The organism is Microbulbifer okhotskensis (assembly GCF_023895975.1).
GTDB lineage: Bacteria > Pseudomonadota > Gammaproteobacteria > Pseudomonadales > Cellvibrionaceae > Microbulbifer > Microbulbifer okhotskensis.
This window is the reverse complement of sequence record NZ_JALBWM010000080.1, coordinates 1-19631: the sequence shown is the minus strand read 5'-3', so window position 1 is coordinate 19631 and position 19631 is coordinate 1. Positions and strand designations below refer to the sequence as shown.

The window sequence follows — 19631 nt, the reverse complement described above, 5'->3', positions numbered from 1 at the left end:
AACAGTTTTTACTACATCTTCCATGGGCAGGTATTGTTTTAATTTGAAGTGAGAATCTTATTTTCTCAGTATCTGGCCGTGGTTCCTACCTATTTCGCCCCTAAAACTGTCCGAAGTATTGATGAAGGTAACCGAACAATTAGTATCTGCGGTGCAAGCACAAGCTGTAGAGAAAGTGGCGTCCCCGGAAGTATTTCTTGCAGGTCAAACCGTGGTGGTAAATCCTCTCACCAGTTACCACGATAGCCTGATTGGTTTAATGGAGAAGCAGCATGAGCAGGATGTGCTGCCACTGCAAATTCAGCGCCTGCTGGGAGCTACTACTGAGTCATTAATCGATGCGGTGGCCAGAGGCGTTTTTCCTTACACGGTAGTTGATTCTCACCTGGTTGCGATCGAAAGTACTTACCGCGATGATTTTACCGTGGTGGGTGAATTGCCTGGAGAGAGAGAGATTGCCTGGGCGGTGCGCACCGGTCAGTCAGAATTGCTAAATCGGCTAAATGCCTTTCTGAAGAAACACAATCGCGATTTGTTCTTTAATGTTACTTACAATAAGTATTTCAAAGAGCGAAAGCGTATCGTTCGCCATCAGGGGCAACGCCTGCGCAGTACCGATGAGTTGTCTCCATTTGATCCCATAGTGCGAAAGTACACCGAAAGTACTGATCGAGACTGGCGCATGGTAGTTGCGCAAATGTACCAGGAAAGCCAATTTAATCCCGAAGCGCGCTCCTTTGCCGGGGCCCAGGGGTTGATGCAAGTACTACCACGCACGGGCCAGCAATTGGGGATTCAAGACCTGTACGATCCAGACAATGGCATACGCGCGGGCGTATCTTACCTCGGTTGGTTGGATCAGCGCTTTCCGCAAAACCTTCCCTTGGAGCAAAAAATATATTTTATCCTGGCCGCCTACAACGCGGGTCACGGCCATGTACGGGATGCCAGGAATTTGGCCCAGCACCTGGAACTGGACCCGGACCAGTGGTTTGGCCATGTTGAAGAAGCCATGTTACTTTTGTCTCAACCTGAGTATTATCGAAAAAGCCGTTTTGGCTATGTGCGCGGGCGTGAACCGGTCAATTATGTCCGGGAGATTCGCGATCGCTATATTGGATACTTGGGTGTTGAGCGCCATCAGGCTTATTCGAGTGTCGAGTAATATTTTGGGCATATTTATGAAAGATATTTATATCAGAAAAAAAGATAACCAGCGCTTGAAATAGTAGTTGTCGGCAACTTAATAACCGGAATAAGCGGGACGTTCGGCAAATCAACTCTGTCACTATTTGAGTGACCATGACGGGGTGAGCAGATAGTCTCTACAACCCGGAAAAAAACGGCAGATCTTTTAAATAGCCTGCTAAGGGGCGGGTTTACTCTCCCAGTGCAACTTCACCACCGAAGCGAGAGTGTTCTGTGGCCCTACTTTGCCGGCTCCGCCAATAATATAAAGATTAGAACCGATAGAGACTGCCCCGTGACCGTGGCGAGCTTCCCTCATGTGGCCCCCTGTACTCCACTGATCGCTGATGGGGTTATAGATCCAGATTGTGCTAAACGCGGTCCCTGTTTTCCAGTTACCCAAGGGACCAAATTTTTCACCGCCAGTTACGATAATGCTTCCATTGAGCGGAGCTGCGGTGAGCCCAGCCAGGGCCTGTGGCAGCGGCCTTATGGGTTCCCATTTGTCCAGGCTTGGATCATAGGCTTCGGCGAAAGAGAGGTTTCTGGCCTTATAGCCACTGCGATTGGATTGGCGTCCCCCAATCACATAAATCCGGTTATCGATAGCGGTTCCTGCGGCAGAGTTTCGCTTAATACTTGCTGGCGCAGCCGATTCCCAGTGACGATTGTTAATCAATAGAAAATGACGGTCTGTATCGGTATTACTCGATGGTGTGTTTGGAGACTTGCCACCGAGCAAGTGAATATTCTCCTGTATAGTGGCATATACCGATTCCGCCATGGGCTGAGGTAGTTTGGGGGCCGAAACCCACTGCCTGCTATCTCGGGAAAGTTGATACACCGTATCCTGGACTTGCCAGGCGTTGCCTTTCTCCCCATAGAAACCACCAAGGCCATAGAGATATTTGGAATTACTGGCCATGCCAAGATGATGCCTGGCTTCGGGGAGTTCGGGGCCATTTTTCCAAACGTTGTATTGTGGAGAAAAAATACGGGTATTTTTTGACGGAGACAGACCGTAAAAAATGGGACTAGTGGATGTTACAAAACCTCCAGACACATAGATTTCACCGTCAAAGTCTGCAGGATATATCTCCTGAATAGGGGTTCTTAATTTCGGTAAGTCGGTTATTGAGAGCTTCGAATTTTCTTGTTGAGCCTGAATGGTGGCCCCGCCAAGGATAAAAGGTGTCATTCCCGTGAGCTTCAGAAAATTTCTTCTATTAATACTCATAATCGCTTCAGAGCTCCCTGCCGACGGACCTAAAAAATTGATAAATTAAAGTTGCTTGCAAAAAAACAAGCTGTAGGGGTCTTCTTTATAATTGCTAAAAGGCCCGCAACTTTGAAATCCGTATTGACGATACAGAGCGACAGCGGGTGCAAATGGGTCACTGCTACCGGTCTCCAGCTTAATTTGTTGATATTGTCTCAGCTTGGCTTCAGTGATAATTCTTTCAAGTAGTGCCCTGGCAACCCCTTTGCGCAGGAATATGAAATCTGTCTTCATCGACTTAATTTCCCCCAGTGTGGGGGTAATCTCTTTCAGAGCCCCGCATCCTGCCAGAATGCCATTTATTTTTGCACTCCAGAAGGAGACTGCGGGATCTACTAATCCTTCGCGATCCAGAGCATGAACACTGCCAGGAGGGGAGTGCTTATGCATTTCCTGTAAATGAAGCTCTAGGAGATTGATAATAGAGCCATCAGAGAGGTCGTCTTTTTGTACTGATATTTCCATGTCTTAGCGCCATCTTTTCAGAGAAAAGGGTGGGCTAATAGTACAGGGTTTACATTATATTTTCTATTTGTCTAAGCTGTGGGTGGCTAAGTTTTCTTCCAGTATAGATTTTTCGGAGAGTGTATTTTTCCAGGAGGAATGCAAAGCGATAGTGTGACTATTTAGCGATAGGAGGTAGTTTTGAACTTGAGTTCTTTGAATCCAGTCAGGAGCCCTTTCTACATCGGGCCCATTGTTCCCTGCACTCTGCTTTGAAAATAATCGCGTGTGCCAATATTATCGAGTTAAGCACTCTGGTTATAAAAAATTCCCCGCGATATTCCAAACTCAAAAACCGAGTTTGTGACCAACTTTCACCAATCAGCTCGCTGGCCATAGCATTGACTAAGTCGCTACGGATTTGTGTGTCAACCGTACAACGTTTCTCAATCTTTTCGTCAAGACGGTGTGATTCCATCAAGAGGACTAATTGTGGATGATTACGTTTGATTCCAGTTTTAGACTGCAACACATCTATATCATCAGAAATGAGTTCGCGGCTTAGCTTGGCGTTAGCAATAATAAGAGGGTGAACTTGAGTGCGCGTTTGCTTTTTGAGCCCGGCCGTTCCTCCAATGGAATAAGATCGATGTGTGCGAGAAAGGACTCTCGGTAGAGGAGCTTGAATACCATAGTATATTCGCCTTGCTAATTCCTGTTCATAGGGGAATAGGCCTTCCCTATGCTTTTATGACTTTGTTGTGATCAAGTGTTTGAAGGGTACGACCGAGAACAGGTTTTTCTGGGTAGTCGCGGTCTGATCGGTGATGATGCCGTTCAGGTGGACGTCTATTTTGTTGCGGCGGATCAGCGATCCTTTTCAAGCGGGGAGCTTGTGCGTCAGTGGCGTCGGACCCGGTCGCGGGCTCTCTCAGAGTCATCACTGCGTCTGCCCGCGGCGAGCCCGGTGCCGGCTCCTCTCTCACCGTGGAGCCGCATCACACAGATACAGATATTCTGGAGTGGGCCGCGTTGCGCCGGGCTACGGAGCTGCAGTAATTCCCCAATGTGAGTGATATTGGCGCGGGGATCTCCTTCGGGAAAACCCAGCTGGATCTGACCCTAACAGAGACCGCCAAGAGTTTGGGTGTTTCGGCCGAGGAGATCGGCCGCCAGTTGCGCGTCTTCCTTTATGATACAGAAGCATTGCGGTAACAGCACGGTCGTGATCAGGTCAAGGTAGTAGTGCGTTTGCCGGAAAGTGTGCGGATCACCATGGACGATGTGTACAATATTATAATCCGCGCCGGCAATGGCCTATGGCTGCCACTTCTCGATCTTGTCGAGATAGACCAGGGTCGCGCTTACGCCAAGATTCACCGGCACGAAGGGCGCCGGGTCACCACAGTCACCGCCAACGTGGAGCCCAATGATCAAGCCGCATTGGTGATTAACGCGCTGGACTGCAGTGTGATGCCGCAGTTGCAGACAGAGTTTCCCGGTCTCGCGATCTCCTATGACGGGGGCCAGGTCGATGAGCGCGAGGAGTTTACCTCGCTGGGGCTGACCTTCCTGCTGGCGTGCTTTACCTGCTTTTGGCGATGCCTTTGAAAAGTTATATACAGCCTTTTATTGAGATGATCGTTATTCCGTTTGGTGTAATTGCCGCTTTACTAGGCCATCTGGGGATGGGTTACGGACTCAGGATGGTCAGTCTGCTGGGTATGGTGGCACTCGCCGGGGTGGTCAATAATGACACTCTGGTAATGACTGAATACAGCAACCGCCTGCGCAGCGAAGGGATAGACCTGGAGACGGTAATCAAGTGCACTGCGGCGCACCGCTTTCGCCCAATTGTGTTGACTACTGTGACCATATTCTGCGGCTTAATGTCGATGATTTTTGAAATCTCGGAGCAGGCTCGGGCTTGAACAAAGTGAGCTTCTGCTGATTCACAGCGCCAACTGCGTAGGCTTCCCCTGCGTAATGTGTCCTCGATGGAGATGGCTCAGGGGAAATTTCTTGACCAGGATTAAAAGCTTAAGTGATATGTGATCTACACCGGCCGGCTCGATGGGCGTATGAGTTGTCTATAGTACTGGCTAGATTCTCTAAAGTCATAAGGGGTCAATCCGATTAAGAGGCGGTCAGCACGATCAACCTTCCGGCGATCGGAACGCAAACATATGCGTTGTTTTGTCGAAAGTGACAGCAACCACTTCGATAGAGAAACAATCTTACTTGCTGTCCAAGTTGCCTTTAGCAAGTCTCCGATTATTCAGTTGGCAAGTTATTATCGAGGGTGCCTATGAGATTTTTAACTTCAAGCCTGTCGATATCAGGCGAGCGTCTCACTGCAGGTTCTCCATATTTGCTTGGAAAAGCGGCAACCCTGTCACTCAGTTTGCTTATAAGTGTCTCAGTAGGCTCGGCTGAAGTTAGCACCACAGGGCAGAACCAGGTTAAGCGCTCGACTGGTGTTACTGAAGATTTTCTGCGCAAGGAGTTAGAAGGCCGGAAGAACCTGGTTTGGACAGGGCATACTATCCCGGATACCGACTCGTTTACTGCAAGCTTACTAGCAGCCTTTATTTACGGGGGTAAGCCAGGGCTACCCGGTGCACTCAACCCGGAATCTCGTTTCGCGCTTGATGAGTGTGACGCTGATGAGCCTGAGGTTATCAAGGATTTCTCTGGTATGAGCACGGGGTTGGTCGACTTCAATCAAAGTACCCAATTGCCATCTGGCATTGATCCGGACTTGATCGCAGCAATCATCGACCATCATGCGATCGGTGGATCGCCGATCAACATTCCTAATGTGATCAGCATTGAGATCAGGCCCTGGGGCTCGACCGCCACGATTTTGATGGACCATGCTTCGACGCTGGGTATCGAACTGCCGGTACCGCTGGCTTGCATGGGACTGGCCGCTGTTCTTTCGGATACGGTTAACCTGTCGGCACCTACCACAACCGAATATGACAAAGCCTACGCACTAAAGCTGGCAAAGAGAGCTGGCATAGATGATATCAATAAGTTTGCTGAGCGCATGCTGCTCGCGAAGTCCGATTTGGGCGGATTGTCGGCCAGGGATATCGTTTTGCTCGATTATAAGGAGTTTGAGTTCGGTGGGAAAAAGGTTGGTATCGGTGTTGCAGAAACGCTAACCGCCCAGCAGCTGATTAACCGGAGGTACGAACTAAAATCTGCCATAGAGGCGCAGAAAAAAGAGAGTGGTGTTGATCACTTGATCTTCGCCATTGTGGATACCCGCGACCATAAATCTTATTTTCTATGGGGTGATGACGAGGATAAGGATATTGTCATCTCGGCTTTTACTGGAAAAGTCACAGACGACATGTTTGTTGCTGAGGGTGTGATCTCGCGCAAGCGCCAAATTGGACCAGCTATTCAGCGAGCGGTGGAGAGGCAAAAGGTTGACGATTGAGGCCAAATAGCTACTTAGAAAATGGTGATGTCCGCTTTGTGGGCTAAATAGGCGTTCACGAAAATTTTCGTGGTCGAAAAAAGGGGTACGGGGCCAAACTCAGATGCGTATTAGCAAGGGCAGTATGGCTGACTGGAGGCCAATCGTTCGCACCCTAAGCCTGCTGATTTCGGGCTAAGTTCCTGCTTCCCAATTACACCGTTTGATCGGAGCAGAAAAGGATAACCTCCGGTTAATAAAGCGATTTAAAACCGCACCCCATTTGCTTTTATGACTTGTGTGGACGTGTAAACGGTATCGCTAATTTGGTTAGGGAACCTATGAATAAGTCCGAGCCAATTTGGTAGTATTTAGCTATCCGTCAGGATTACGATGAATCATGCACCAAGTCACCTTTTCCGAAGCGGAATTTCGCCTCAAACGCCGCATAACTCGCCGATAAAAGTTTCTTTCTCAGATGGATTGCCTCATTCCATGGCTGCGGCTGGAAGCGTGTATAGCCCATTATTATCCTCTGGGTATGCGTGGCCGACTGCCGTATCCATTGAGCGTTAGGTTACGAATTCACTGCATGCAGCTGTTTTATAATCTCAGCGATCCAGCCATGGAAGATTCTCTCTACGAAATTGAATCTATGCGTCATTTTGCCGGAATAACCTTGAACGACTGAATTCCAGGCGAGATAACTATCCTCAATCTTCGTCACTTACTGGAGTTGAACAAGCTGGGTAAGCGTATTTCTGAGGAAATTAATAGGCAGCTTGCTGAGTATGTGGTGTTAAGGGAAGGCACTATTGTGGATGCGACAATTATCTCTGCTCCGAGCTTGACTAAGAACAAGAAGAAAAAGTGTGATCCTCAAATACACGAGACCAAAAAAAGCAATCAGTGGCATTTTGGAATGAAGTTGCATATCGATACAGAGGATATTCTCGGGCTTATCCACAACATCGATACAGCATCCGCTACAGAGAATCTACTGCATGGTGAAGAATAACGATTCAGGGGCGACTCTGGTTACACCGGAGCTGAAAAGCGCGAAGCGCTGAAGACTAGAGATGTGGAGTGGCACATTGCGGAGATACCAAACTGCCTAAAACAGCACCCAGGACAGGATGAATGGCGAACAGTAGAAAAATTAAAGCGCAGATAAGAGCTAAAGTAGAACATCCCTTCCGTTATATAAAAAATATATTTGGCTATATTCAGGTTCGCTACCGAAGCTTAAAGAAAAACACCCAGCGCTTATGCATACCGTCTGGCTTTACGAATCTGTTAATTGGGAAAAATATTTCCCTACGTAGGGGCAGTGCATCCAAAATCCGCAAAATGCGGATTTTGGATAAAGAAATTGCGGAGAATCTACGTAAAAACTTGATGGGCGCCTAATAAATAGTCACCTTTCGCCGCGAGCGGCGAAATTCAATAAATCCTGACTGTTTTTTAGAGGTTCCTTAACCCTTTTGATGTTGTACCAGGGCTTCGCCCATCTTGATGCAACGCTCACTAGTATGATGATGATTTTTCAGAGCCTTGACCAATATGGGTTTGAGCTGCTGCATGCTCTTCAGGACATCACTGATTTGCTGTGCACCTTCTTTCGAGCAAATAAGCGGGAACATATAGCTATAGGCGCCGATTAATTCCGGGGAATCCTCATTGTTAACCTGTTCCAGGGCCGCGAATATACGTTCGCTTTGAGTGTTAAAAAGCTCAATTTGCTCGGAAGTGAATAGGGAGTAAGTGGCTTTTCGGAGTTCGCTTAACTTAAATTTGTCTCTATACAGAATTAGATTATCCAGCCATTTTTGCTTGATTTCCGGCAGGGGTCTAATGGCTTCTGCCGCAATTGCATTAAGCTTTGATCGATCAGAATTATCTTTTTGCAGCTCTTGGGTGATGGCCAGTTCATAGTCGGCAAATAGATAGCGATTTTGTAAACTGATTAACTGCCAGCGCATATCTGGGTCTAATGTCAGGCCTTCAATGGCGAACTCCCCCAATAGCATCCGCTTGGCATTGCTCAGTGCGGCAGCGGAGTGGGCTACATCGGTAAAAGTCCTGAACCAGACTTTCTGCTGGTCACTGCTGGCAGATGCCTGCTGTAGCTGCTTCCATACAAAGTCTTCAATAGCCTGTTTCAGCTCGGCGCGACGCTCTTCGCTGACAGGTACTTGGTTCAGATAGCCGTAGACAAAGCCTAAATAGCGCGCGTTTAATCGGACAGCATTAATATCCTGTTCGGCAGCACCGTTTGTGAGAATAAAGCTAATGTATTCATCCAAAGGAAGCTTTGCATCATAAGTGCTATCGAATAGGCTTTGCCAGAGCATCAGGCGGGCAAATGGTTGCTCAATATCATTAATATGCTGTGCCATATTTTTAACGGTAACCCTATCCAGGTTCACTTTGACAAACGCCCAGTCTCCTTCATTGGGATAGAGAATTTGTGGACAGGGCAGGCCTTTGGCTTTTTTCACCACGGTGGCTGCGCCGTTATATAGCACTGGCAAAGTGGCAACGCGCTTCATATTGCCATCGGCCATTCGATAAAAACCGAGTTGTGTACGTTGTTCACGTAAGGTTGGGTACGCTTCCGGGGCACTCTGGGTGAGGGTCAGGTTGCTGATTTTATCATTCTCACACTGGAAGCTGGCTTCAATGGTATTGAGACCGGCCTGATAGAGCCATTGCTGTTGCCAAGCATCCAGGTTGATACCGGCCGCTTTGCCCAGGTGACCGATAAAATCATCGAGTGTTGAATTCTGGTAGGAGAGTTCTTTTAGGTAATTACTGACCCCTTTGCGGAATTCTTCTTCGCCCAAGTAGTAGGGTAATTGCTTGAGTACCGAACCACCTTTACCGTAGGTAATGCCATCGAAGTTGGCAAAGGCCTCATCGGTGTTTTTGACGGGCAGCTGGATAGCGTGGGTGGTGGGACGTTGATCAGAATGATAGGCCCACTGTTTAGTACCCAGGTAAAAATTCTCCCAGGCGTTGGTAAATTCACTGTTTTCGGCCAAAGATAGATTGGCCATATAAGTGGCGAAGCTCTCATTAAGCCAAAGGTCGTCCCACCAGTTCATGGTGACCAAGTCGCCAAACCACTGGTGAGCTAGTTCATGAGCAATCACATTGGCCAAGCGCATACGTTGTGCCTGGGTTTTTTCGCCACGCGAAACATAGGCATCATTAAAGGTGACTGAGCCCACATTTTCCATAGCGCCGGCATTGAAGTCGGGCACCAGGATCTGGTCGTACTTGTTGAACGGATAATCTATTTCAAAATAGGGTTGGAAGAACTCAAAAGATTGTTTGGTAAAGGTAAACCAGTCATCGGTTTTAACATACTCTACCAGACTTTGGCGAGCCATCAGGCGCAGGGGAATACCATCAGCATCGTCTTCCCAGATATGGTAAGGGCCCGCATGAAGAGAGAATACATAAGAGGAAAACTTCTGTGTTTGCGGAAAGAACCAGTGATTTTTTTCTCCTTTTTCCTCTACCCGGTTTTCCCGCTCTGCGCTGATCACAATCCAGTCTTTCGGAGCGGTCACATCTAGGGTGTAGCGGGCTTTCAGGTTGGGTTGATCAAAATGCGGAAAAAGACGGTTGGCATCAAAGGGTTCAAAGTCGGTATACATATAGACTTTGCCATCTTTCGGATCTTCGAAACGGTGTAATCCAGAGCCATTATTGGAGTAGGGCTGCTGGTAGTCTACTTCAATCAAGTGTTCTTTTTTGGCCAAGTGCTGCTGAGAAATACGAATAAAGTGGCCGTTGTATTCGAACGGTACTTCCTCACCATCTACTTTAACGGCATCGACAGTGCCGCCGGAAAAATCGATAGTGAGAGCCTGTTGAAGTTGCTTCTGGAATTTTATATCCGCGTTAACCGTCCCAGAAAAAATTTCTTGATGACTATCCAATTTGACACTCAGACGGTAATCCACTTGAGCAATTTGTTGCCGGCGGACCTTGGCATATTCCTCTGAAAGACCGGGGATTGCATCCCTGATTACTACGGCGCTTACCTGGGGGGGCTGTGTTTTTTTGGCAAAATCCGATTCTTGATCACAGGAAGCCAGTAAGCTACTGCATAGTAGGGGGACAAGTAGTTTATAAATCGGTCGTGAATTTTTAGAGCTCATTAATTTTTTCATGGTCTTGTTTTTTTAGGGAAATATAGGTGATATCTGCTTTATCTTGGCAGTAACATTAATGTGATCTATGCGGTTATACAAACTTTGATATTTTTAGTGAATAGTTTTTAATTGGTACGATGGTGCAAAGTGTTGCCCTAATACCGGGCTGTAAATAAAAACTATTGGCCATTAGCCACTTCCAGAATTGATTCGGCGAGGGCGTTGATGACTCCGTCTAGGTCCTCTTCTCGGGCAATAAATGGGACTCCCAGCTGAAGTGTGTCGCCACTGTAGCGAATATAGAACCCTTTGTGCCACATTTTCATGGCTATCAGGTAGGGGTGCAGCAGTGGTTCACTGGGGGCCGCTTGAATAGTCAGGCCCGCTGCGAGCCCACAGTTGCGAATGTCCTCAATGAGAGGTAAGCCTTTGAGTTGGTGTATATAATTTTCCAGGATGAGAGCAAGCTCAGATGAACGTTCGAACAGTTTTTCCCGATGGAGAATACCCAGAGTTGCGAGGGCGGCGGCACAGGCCAGCGGATGACCGGAATAGGTGTAGCCGTGGGGAAGTTCAAGCTGGTATTTGGGGCCGCCTTTCTCCATAAAAGTATCGTAGATATCTTGACGTACAGCGACGGCTCCCATGGGCACAGCGCCATTGGTTAACTGTTTGGCGGTATTCAGGATATCGGGAGTCACGCCAAAGTATTCAGCACCGGTAGCTTTGCCCATGCGGCCAAACGCGGTAATGACTTCATCAAAAATAAGTAGGATATCATGCTGCTCGCATATCTTTCTCAGGCGTTCCAGATACCCCCTTGGCGGTGGTAGTACCCCGGCGGAACCGGCCATGGGTTCGATAATAAGTGCCGCGATATTGGCCGCGTCGTGCAGTTGAATCAACTCCAATAGCTCGTCTGCTAAATAGTCTCCTTTGAGTGGCTGCCCTCTGCTGAATCGGTTCTCCGACAACAGGGTGTGATTCAGATGGTCAGAATCCAATGCACTACCAAACATTGTGCGGTTAGTGCTGATACCGCCAACACTGATACCGCCAAAGTTGACACCGTGGTACCCCTTGCTACGGCCAATCAATTTGGTTTTTTCTGGCTGGCCCCGTTTATGCCAGTAGGCTCGAGCAATTTTCAATGAGGTTTCTGCAGCTTCTGAACCTGAATTTGTAAAAAAAATACGATTTAGCCCCTCGGGCATTAACTGACTGATCTGTTCCGCCAAAGCAAACACTTTTGGATGGCCAAATTGAAAAGCCGGTGCGTAGTCAAGGGTAGAGGCTTGTTGCGCAATGGACTCAATGATTTCGCGGCGATTATGCCCTGCGCCGCAGGTCCACAAACCGGAAAGACCATCGAATATCTGCCGGCCTTCAGCGCTGAGGTAATAACAACCACTGGCACTGGTAATGATACGGGGGTCTCTTTTGAATTGACGATTGCCCGTATAGGGCATCCAGTAAGCGCTTAATTGTGCTTCGCTTAGCCCAGCTGATCTGTCGTTCATTTTTATATTCCGACACTTGGCCTTATCGCCTTAATTTTGGACCAACTTATCGACTTAATACATTCCCCTAGACCAACTTTAGTCTCATAAGCCGGATTTACTAATAGGCTATTGAAGTATTGACCGGTGGCAGCGTCAGAGCGGACCCTAGATTTGTCGTAGTGGCCTTGTGCCCCAAATTTGCATTGGGAAAACTACCGGGGTCTTTTTAGCAACCTGTTGGAGGGAGTAATGCTAGTGGCTGGAGGGGAGACGGGAATTAGGAAGGGGTATTAAGAAGGCCCGGGGGCATAGAGCCCCCGGCAAAACGACTCATCAGACCGCAGTGCCGATCCGATCCACGTAAGGGGCGAGTTCCGGTTTGTTTTCCAGAATTTCCGCTCTCGATAGACCGTCGATCTCGTGAGGGAATACCAGCCACTCATCGGTCTTGTGGATAAAGTAATCCGGCTCGCGCTTGGCTCTGTTGTTATTGGGCTTGAAGTAAGGCGTTGCAATGCGGATTTCCGGCGTGTTCTTCTTACAGGCCGCCCGCAGATCTAAGATCGTTTGCTCGATACTCAAGCCGGAGTCATGTACGTCGTCCACGATCAGCAGGGAGTCGTGGGACTCCAGGCGCTTGATCAGGTAATTCAGTCCATGCACACGGACATTTTTGTCACGCTCGCCAATACCGAGGTAGGAGGACGTCCGGATTGCGATATGGTCCGCATCCACACCCATCACGTGCAGCAATTCCTGTACTGCGATACCTACCGGAGCTCCGCCACGCCAAACACCGACAATGTAGTTGGGGCGAAAGCCGCTCTGGTAGATCTGTTCCGCAAGCGCGTAGGAATCCGTCAGGAGTTGCTGTGCGCTGATAAAGTGCTTTTTCATCTATGTACCCCTCAGAAAAAGGCGAACTTGGCGACAAAGAGTGCCGCTAACACGTAGACACTGATACTGACGTCTTTCCTGCGCCCGCTCAGTGTTTTAATGACTGCGTAAGAAATAAAGCCCAGTGCAATACCGTGGGCAATCGAGAAAGACAGCGGCATCATCACCGCCGCAATTACTGCCGGAGCGGCTTCGGTAATGTCATCCCAGTCGATAGATGACATTCCGGAGGTCATTAGGACGCCAACATACAGCAGAGCGCCCGCTGTTGCATAGGCCGGAATCATCCCGATCAATGGAGAGAAGAAAGTCGCCAGTAGGAAGAGGCCAGCGCAAACGACGGCAGTCAGGCCTGTGCGTCCACCGGCAGTAATACCAGCAGTACTTTCTACATAACAGGTGGTGGTGGAGGAGCCCAGTACGGAACCGACGACAGAAGCGGAGCTGTCGGCCATCAGAGCCTTGCCCATCCCCGGTAACTTGCCATCTTTGTCCAGCAGCTTGGCGCGGTCAGAAACACTCAGAAGAGTGCCTGCTGTATCGAACAGGTCGACGAACAGGAAGGCAAAGATCACGCTGATCATACCCACTTCGAAGGCACCGGCGATATCCAGCTCAAGATAGGTGGGCGCCAGGCTGGGAGGGACGGATATCAAGCCTGTGAACTCTACCTTGCCGATTGCCAGGGCAATCACCGTCACTGCGAGGATGCCGATCATTACCGAGCCGAGCATACGGCGGTAGGATAGGGCCACAATAATAAAGAAGCCCAGTGCCGCCAGAATCGCTTCGATGGACTTGAGGTCGCCCAGGGTTACCAGGGTAGCCGGGCTGGCAACTACGATACCGGCGCTCTTCAGGGCAATAATCGCCAGGAATAGTCCGATACCCGCAGCTAGGGACTGCCGCAGGGAGACAGGAATGCTGTCGATTATCCACTCTCGCAGCTTAAAGATACTGAGGAACAGGAAGATTATCCCTGATATAAACACTGCGCCCAGAGCCACTTGCCAGCTGTAACCCATCTCACCGACTACGACATAGGCGAAGAAGGCGTTGAGCCCCATTCCCGGAGCCAGAGCAATGGGGTAGTTGGCGTAGAGCCCCATAATCAAACAGCCGATCGCTGCTGCCAGACAGGTCGCCATAAACACGGCGCCCTTATCCATTCCGGCGTCTGCCAGGATGTTGGGGTTCACAAAGATGATGTAAGCCATGGTGAGGAATGTGGTAACGCCGGCAATCACTTCCCTGCGAACATTCGTTTGGCGCTCAGAGAGTTTAAACAGCTTCTCCAGGATGGAGGCGTTGCCGCCCGCTTGGGAGATGCCGGACCCTGTGGTCGCTGATGTTGGGATATCAGAGGGTTTCATATCAGAAGTGGTACTTTACTAGCAGGTTAACGTTACGTTCGTTGAAATCGACCCCAAAGGTGCCATCTTCAATGCCGAACTTGTCGTTCCAATGTACATACTCGATACCGGCATACAGGGCTTTGGGCTCGCCCCAGTAAGCCCCCGCATCCCACTTGAGCTGGGAGGTGAAATTCATACTGGGGTGCGCATCCGCTGACGCGCTGGTCCAATCGACAAAACCGTCATAAACGAAGCTGGCGTCACCCAGGGTAAAGGGTAGGGCCCACACCAGGGTCAGCTGTTCGTTGTTGGCTCTATCATCGTTGTCGCGGTGGTAAAGGTTGGCCTGCACAAAGGAGAAGCCAGGGACTGCAAGATCGAAGCCGACGCCAGTCAGTAAGTTTTTGAAGTGCGGACCTGTCGCCGTCAGGTGGTCTGGGTCATCCATATTACCCAGCTCGAGAGTCGTTGCGATTAATACGTCGGTGACCGGTCCCCACGCCAGTTCACTGTCGCTGAGCTTGCTTAGACTCAGGCGAGGAGAAATTTCGCCATATAACTCATTAGAACCATCGGTAGAGTCCAGATAATCGGCAAAAATGAACAGGTCGCCCCAACTGTGGCCGCTGGCGTGTTCAAAAGTCACCACAGATCGTTCGGAGTCATCAGTGCTTAAGCTGTAGTTAACTTCGTAATCGCGGCCGTAAAGCAGGGTTAGGCTGTTGTCACTCCAGGTCATTTCGGCTTGGGCGGCTACAGACAGCAGGCCAGTGGCCATTAGTAGCAGGGGCTTGGTTGGTTTCATTGTATTACCTCTGTTACGGCGACAGGCGGAATCCGCACTGGCGGCCGACATTGGAGTCGGCGGTTGGTTAAAAAATAGGCGCGGAATGTACCAGAATTTGCGCCCTGTTTTCCAGTGTTTTTTATGGGTGATCAGGGCTGTGATTGGCAGAAAAAAGTAAATAAACGCTTAACTCGGGCAAAAATTAACGAGTTATTTGGCATTTTGCGCCTTTGGTAGGAAATTGATCTAGGAAGAGACCTGTGCGGGTTCAGGGTAGATTTTGCGCTGGCTGGGCGAAAAAGGGCTCGTCTGGTGTCTCTAACCGGACTTTGCTGCTGGTTTTTTTTAATTTATAGCAGCTAGCTGAAAATAGATATGCTGTGTAGCTTGCCGGGTGAAGGGCAAAGGTTGGGGCGAGCATTGAACCGTCCCAACCTGCGTGCTTCAATTTCGAACCAAGAGTCAGGCTACCTGCTGTTCCGCACCTGACTGGTGCGCCAGGTATTCTTCGTAAGTGCCTTGGAAATCGATCAGCGCCTGATCCTTGATTTCAACAACTCGGGTTGCCAGGGATGAGACAAACTGGCGATCGTGGCTTACAAAAATCAATGTGCCCTCATATTTCTCCAGCGCTTTGTTCAGCGCCTCAATGGCTTCCATGTCCAAGTGGTTGGTCGGCTCATCCATGATAAGCACATTGGTGTCCATCATCATCAGCTTGCCGAACAGCAGGCGATTCTTCTCGCCGCCGGAGCACACCTTTGCTTTCTTGTTGGAATCATCCGCTGTAAACAACAGGCGGCCTAGAATACCCCGCACCGCCAGATCGTCGTGTTTAGGGGTACGCCACTGGGACATCCACTCAAATATCGTCAGGTCACCGTCGAAATCCGCACTGCTGTCTTGTGGGCAGTAGCCGATAGCGGCATTTTCCGACCACTTTATTTCACCGATGTTGGCTTGGATTTCATTGACCAGGCAGCGCAGGAAAGTAGTTTTGCCAACGCCGTTCTCCCCGATAATTGCTAAGCGTGCACCGGCCTCGAGCAGCATTTCGCCACCCTTAAATAGTGCCTTGGCTTCAAAACCGTGGGATAGTCCCTCAAGAGTCAGGGCCTGGCGGTGCAACTTCTTGCACTGGTTAAACGTAATATAAGGGCTGACCCGACTGGAGGGTTTAATGTCATCCAGTTTGATCTTTTCCATCTTCTTCGCACGAGAGCTGGCCTGTTTGGCTTTGGAGGCATTGGCAGAAAAGCGATTTACAAAACTCTGCAGCTCGTCCAGTTCGGCGCTTTTCTTGGCATTCTCCGCGTGCAGCTGATCTTGTATCAGCGTCGAGGCCGCCACAAAATCCTCATAATTGCCGGGGAAAACCCGCAATTCGCCGTAATCAATATCGGCCATATGTGTGCAGACCGAGTTCAGGAAATGGCGGTCATGGGAAATGATGATCATGGTGCTTTTGCGCTGGTTCAGCACATCTGCCAGCCATTTGATGGTGTGGATGTCCAGGTTGTTGGTCGGTTCATCCAGCAGCAGGATATCCGGGTTGGCAAATAGCGCTTGAGCGAGTAATACCCGTAACTTCCAACCGGGAGCGACTTGTTTCATCAAACCAAAATGCAAGGATTCGTCGATGCCTGCTTCGAGCAGAATTTCACCCGCACGGCTCTCTGCGCTATAGCCGTCCAACTCAGCAAATTGGACTTCAAGTTCGGCTACGCGCATGCCGTCTTCTTCGCTCATTTCCGGCAGCGAATATATACGGTCACGCTCCTGCTTTATTTCCCATAAGCGGACATCTCCCATGATGACCGCATCGACCACAGTGTACTCTTCAAATGCAAACTGGTCCTGGCTCAGAGTACCCACGGTACACCCTGGGGCAATGGATACATTGCCGGCCGAGGGCGTCAAGGCACCGCTCAAAATCTTCATAAAGGTCGATTTTCCGCACCCATTAGCCCCGATAAGGCCATATCGGTTGCCGTTACCGAACTTTGCGGAGATGTTTTCAAACAGTGGTTGGGCACCGAACTGCATGGTGATATTTGCGGTGGAGATCAAGAGCGTATTCCTGGAGCTTGCACATGGGCACTGGTAAACCAGCTTCGCCAAAATAGGTAGCGTAATGCGGGGGCCGCACTATAAGGATTTACGGCTGAAGTGTCGAGGAGAATGTTTAATAATTAAGCAGTTTCTCTGCCTGTTTGTGGGTTCTAGTCGCGGGAGCAGCTCTTCCATCAGACAGGTTATAACTCAGGCCCCATTATTATTGATAGAAATATCTGTGTTAAAGTGTGTCTCCTGGTTAGGAGGATATTCCATTTTGGAGTGGGGTACGATGATATACATCTGTATACTGCCCAAATTCAGGCTCTTGAGCTAAGGCCAATATGACTTTGTGGACCCTGGCGCTAGGAATGTTCCCGGTAAAAGGCTGCTAATGGGTAAAGCAGCCACTTATATTTAAATAATTAACGGGATCACTTGATCTTATTTGTATCCTTTGGGGTGTTCGGGCGGCAAGGTCCATGTTGATGCCGTCAGGGGATTGAGGATTGAAGTACTAACAAGTACCAGTCACTCAATTTTTCAATTTCCTTGAGGAGCAGGCAAAGGCTGGAGGCTATATGAAATCGAACTGTCTACATCTTGCTATCCCCGCAGGGGACTTGGCGACCGCAAAAATTTTTTATTGCGATATCCTCGGCTGTAAAACGGGTAACAGTGAGGATGGGCGCTGGGTTGATATTGATTTTTGGGGTAACGAATTAACTCTTCACCAGAGCGAAGAAAAACTTCCTAATGTTCGTCACAAAGTGGATATGGGTGAGGTGGCAGTACCACATTTTGGTATTCATTTGCCGGAAGATGAATTCCAGGCGCTCAAAGGGCGAATTAAAGCCGCTGGGCTAGAGTATCTGGATAAACCTTATCGCCGTTTCGTCGGCGGTGACTATGAGCAGGAAACTTTCTTTATTGAAGATCCAAACGGCAACGTTCTGGAAATGAAGACAATGGTAAACCCTGAACTTATGTTCAAGTAATAGTAGGTAGCGCCACTACTGTAGCGGTAGTGGCACATTCTTTCTTTAAACGCCCCCCGTTTTCTATCCTGTCTGATTGCTATTCTGCCTACAGCCAGCTGACCTTCTTCGCTATCGCTAAGTGTGTCGGTTGTTGTGGGAATCTAAGTTGTACCTGTTGCCAGCACAGCTTGAGGCTGTCTATTTTTTGCTGGATTTTATAATTGTCTTTGCCCTGGATTTAATTTCTGCAAGCTCTTTTGGGGGGATTTTGTCGAGCAAGCTGAACATCATATTCATACGTGGGATCTGTTTGAGATATTCGCGTTTTTCGCTTAAAAAGTTCCAATACAAACTATTAAAAGGGCAAGCTTCGTCTCCGATTCTTTTTTTTACGTCATAGGGGCACTCTCGGCAATAGTTACTCATCTTATTGATATATGAATCACTGCTTACGTAAGGTTTGGTTGCCAGTAGCCCACCATCTGCAAATTGACTCATCCCTCGTGTATTAGGCATTTCCACCCATTGGATAGCATCAATATAAATACCAAGCATCCACTTGATCTGGATCTGTTTGAGTTAACAATGCAAAGTTACCAGTAATCATTAAACGTTGGATATGATGAGCGTAGGCATTATCTAAACTATTTTTTATCGTATGGTGTAGACAATTCATATTTGTATCAGCATTCCAGTAAAAATCTGGTAGATGATTCTTGTTTCTTAGTTTGTTGCACACGCCATACTCAGGCATGGACATCCAATAGATACCCCTCATATATTCTCGCCAACCTAGAATCTGCCTGATAAACCCTTCTATTTGATTGATGCCTATTTTATCTGTATTTACTTTCCATTTTTTGAGAACGGTATGAATAACTTCTTTTGGACTTAAAAGTTTGCTGTTGAGTGAAAAGCTAAGCCGACTGTGGTAAAGGTAAATTTCATCGGGGTCCATGGCATCCTGGAAGTCACCAAAATGGCCGAGTAGATTTTCACAAAAATGATGAAGTAATTTTAGAGACTCTGACCTGGTGACTGGCCATGAAAACCTGAGTGGATCGACTTTACCAATACTGTGAATGCCTGAGTTCTTAATTCTGGTGAAAGTTTCATTTACATTTTTGTGGAAAAAAAATTGTGCAGGAATGCCTGAACCCTCATTCCATTTCTTTCTGTTATTTTGATCAAAGTTCCATTTTCCGCCTTCAGGCTTTCCCTCTTCCAAAAGGATTTTATGCTTCCTGCGCATATGGCGGTAAAAGCTCTCCATAAGCAGCGTTTTCTTGCCCCTGAAGAATAATGCCAGTTCCTCCCTGTCAGTAAAAAAATGTTCAGAGTCATAAGCCTGCGATTCAATACCCAAGTTTCGGCTGAATTCCTGTAGCTGTTGGTCCAGCCGGTATTCATCGGGAAGTTGATACTCAAATTTTGTTATTTTATATTTTTGAAGTAAATGCTGAAGATTTTGTGCAAGGCTATTTTTGTTATTTCGTAACTATTCAGCACTAAATACAAAGTTTCCCAAAAAATATATTCATGAGACAA

The 19631-nt window shown here is 48.4% G+C and carries 15 protein-coding genes and 2 pseudogenes; 7 read left to right on the top strand and 10 right to left on the bottom strand.

Annotated features, from left to right (window positions below):
* Nucleotides 1-121: 121 nt before the first annotated feature.
* Nucleotides 122-1165 (top strand): MltF family protein, encoded by a 1044-nt coding sequence (locus tag MO867_RS15665; protein ID WP_252470790.1) that lies wholly within the window; start codon nucleotides 122-124, stop codon nucleotides 1163-1165.
* Nucleotides 1166-1366: 201 nt separating this feature from the next.
* Here MO867_RS15665 and MO867_RS15660 read toward each other — a convergent pair whose 3' ends face one another.
* Complete coding sequence (locus MO867_RS15660) at nucleotides 1367-2425, bottom strand: Kelch repeat-containing protein (RefSeq protein WP_252470788.1); 1059 nt, start codon at nucleotides 2423-2425, stop codon at nucleotides 1367-1369.
* A gap of 45 nt (nucleotides 2426-2470) precedes the next feature.
* Nucleotides 2471-2932, bottom strand: a complete 462-nt coding sequence (locus MO867_RS15655) for a GNAT family N-acetyltransferase (RefSeq protein WP_252470786.1) — start codon at nucleotides 2930-2932, stop codon at nucleotides 2471-2473.
* Nucleotides 2933-3814: 882 nt separating this feature from the next.
* Between MO867_RS15655 and MO867_RS15650 the strand changes: the two genes are divergently transcribed.
* The 5 genes and pseudogenes from MO867_RS15650 to MO867_RS24030 form a co-directional block, all read left to right on the top strand.
* Nucleotides 3815-3970 (top strand): hypothetical protein, encoded by a 156-nt coding sequence (locus MO867_RS15650; protein WP_252470784.1) that lies wholly within the window; start codon nucleotides 3815-3817, stop codon nucleotides 3968-3970.
* Nucleotides 3971-3979: 9 nt separating this feature from the next.
* Entirely contained in the window at nucleotides 3980-4126 is a 147-nt protein-coding gene (locus MO867_RS15645) for a hypothetical protein (RefSeq protein ID WP_252470782.1), read from the top strand.
* Between the two features lie 60 nt (nucleotides 4127-4186).
* Nucleotides 4187-4842: pseudogene (locus MO867_RS24035) on the top strand (efflux RND transporter permease subunit).
* Between the two features lie 377 nt (nucleotides 4843-5219).
* A complete protein-coding gene (locus MO867_RS15630) occupies nucleotides 5220-6362 on the top strand; it encodes a manganese-dependent inorganic pyrophosphatase (RefSeq protein ID WP_252470777.1) in 1143 nt (380 codons plus the stop codon).
* Nucleotides 6363-6738: 376 nt separating this feature from the next.
* Nucleotides 6739-7637 (top strand): annotated as a pseudogene (locus MO867_RS24030) (IS5 family transposase); the annotation flags it as partial.
* 179 nt (nucleotides 7638-7816) lie between these two features.
* Here MO867_RS24030 and pepN read toward each other — a convergent pair.
* The 6 genes from pepN to MO867_RS15585 all read right to left on the bottom strand — a co-directional run bounded on the left by pepN (nucleotide 7817) and on the right by MO867_RS15585 (nucleotide 17118).
* On the bottom strand, nucleotides 7817-10513 hold the full coding sequence (pepN, locus tag MO867_RS15610; RefSeq protein WP_252470770.1) for an aminopeptidase N: 2697 nt from the start codon (nucleotides 10511-10513) through the stop codon (nucleotides 7817-7819).
* A 173-nt stretch (nucleotides 10514-10686) separates the two neighbouring features.
* Nucleotides 10687-12027, bottom strand: coding sequence for an omega-aminotransferase AptA (gene aptA, locus MO867_RS15605; protein ID WP_252470768.1), 1341 nt, complete (start codon nucleotides 12025-12027; stop codon nucleotides 10687-10689).
* A gap of 315 nt (nucleotides 12028-12342) precedes the next feature.
* A complete protein-coding gene (locus MO867_RS15600; protein ID WP_252470766.1) occupies nucleotides 12343-12906 on the bottom strand; it encodes a phosphoribosyltransferase in 564 nt (187 codons plus the stop codon).
* Between the two features lie 11 nt (nucleotides 12907-12917).
* Nucleotides 12918-14279, bottom strand: coding sequence for an NCS2 family permease (locus MO867_RS15595; RefSeq protein WP_256474095.1), 1362 nt, complete (start codon nucleotides 14277-14279; stop codon nucleotides 12918-12920).
* 1 nt (nucleotide 14280) lies between these two features.
* A complete protein-coding gene (locus tag MO867_RS15590) occupies nucleotides 14281-15066 on the bottom strand; it encodes an outer membrane protein OmpK (RefSeq protein WP_252470764.1) in 786 nt (261 codons plus the stop codon).
* Between the two features lie 444 nt (nucleotides 15067-15510).
* Entirely contained in the window at nucleotides 15511-17118 is a 1608-nt protein-coding gene (locus MO867_RS15585) for an ABC-F family ATPase (protein WP_252470763.1), read from the bottom strand.
* 566 nt (nucleotides 17119-17684) lie between these two features.
* Between MO867_RS15585 and MO867_RS15580 the strand changes: the two genes are divergently transcribed.
* A complete protein-coding gene (locus MO867_RS15580) occupies nucleotides 17685-18101 on the top strand; it encodes a VOC family protein (RefSeq protein WP_252470761.1) in 417 nt (138 codons plus the stop codon).
* A gap of 180 nt (nucleotides 18102-18281) precedes the next feature.
* Here the strand turns inward: MO867_RS15580 and MO867_RS15575 are convergent, their stop codons facing one another.
* Together MO867_RS15575 and MO867_RS15570 are read right to left on the bottom strand one after the other, a co-directional pair.
* Nucleotides 18282-18638: a cryptochrome/photolyase family protein gene (locus MO867_RS15575; RefSeq protein ID WP_252470759.1), complete on the bottom strand. Its 357-nt coding sequence runs from the start codon at nucleotides 18636-18638 to the stop codon at nucleotides 18282-18284.
* Nucleotides 18619-19521, bottom strand: coding sequence for a cryptochrome/photolyase family protein (locus MO867_RS15570; protein WP_252470792.1), 903 nt, complete (start codon nucleotides 19519-19521; stop codon nucleotides 18619-18621). The genes MO867_RS15575 and MO867_RS15570 overlap by 20 nt, the downstream gene beginning before the upstream one ends.
* Nucleotides 19522-19631 lie beyond the last annotated feature (110 nt).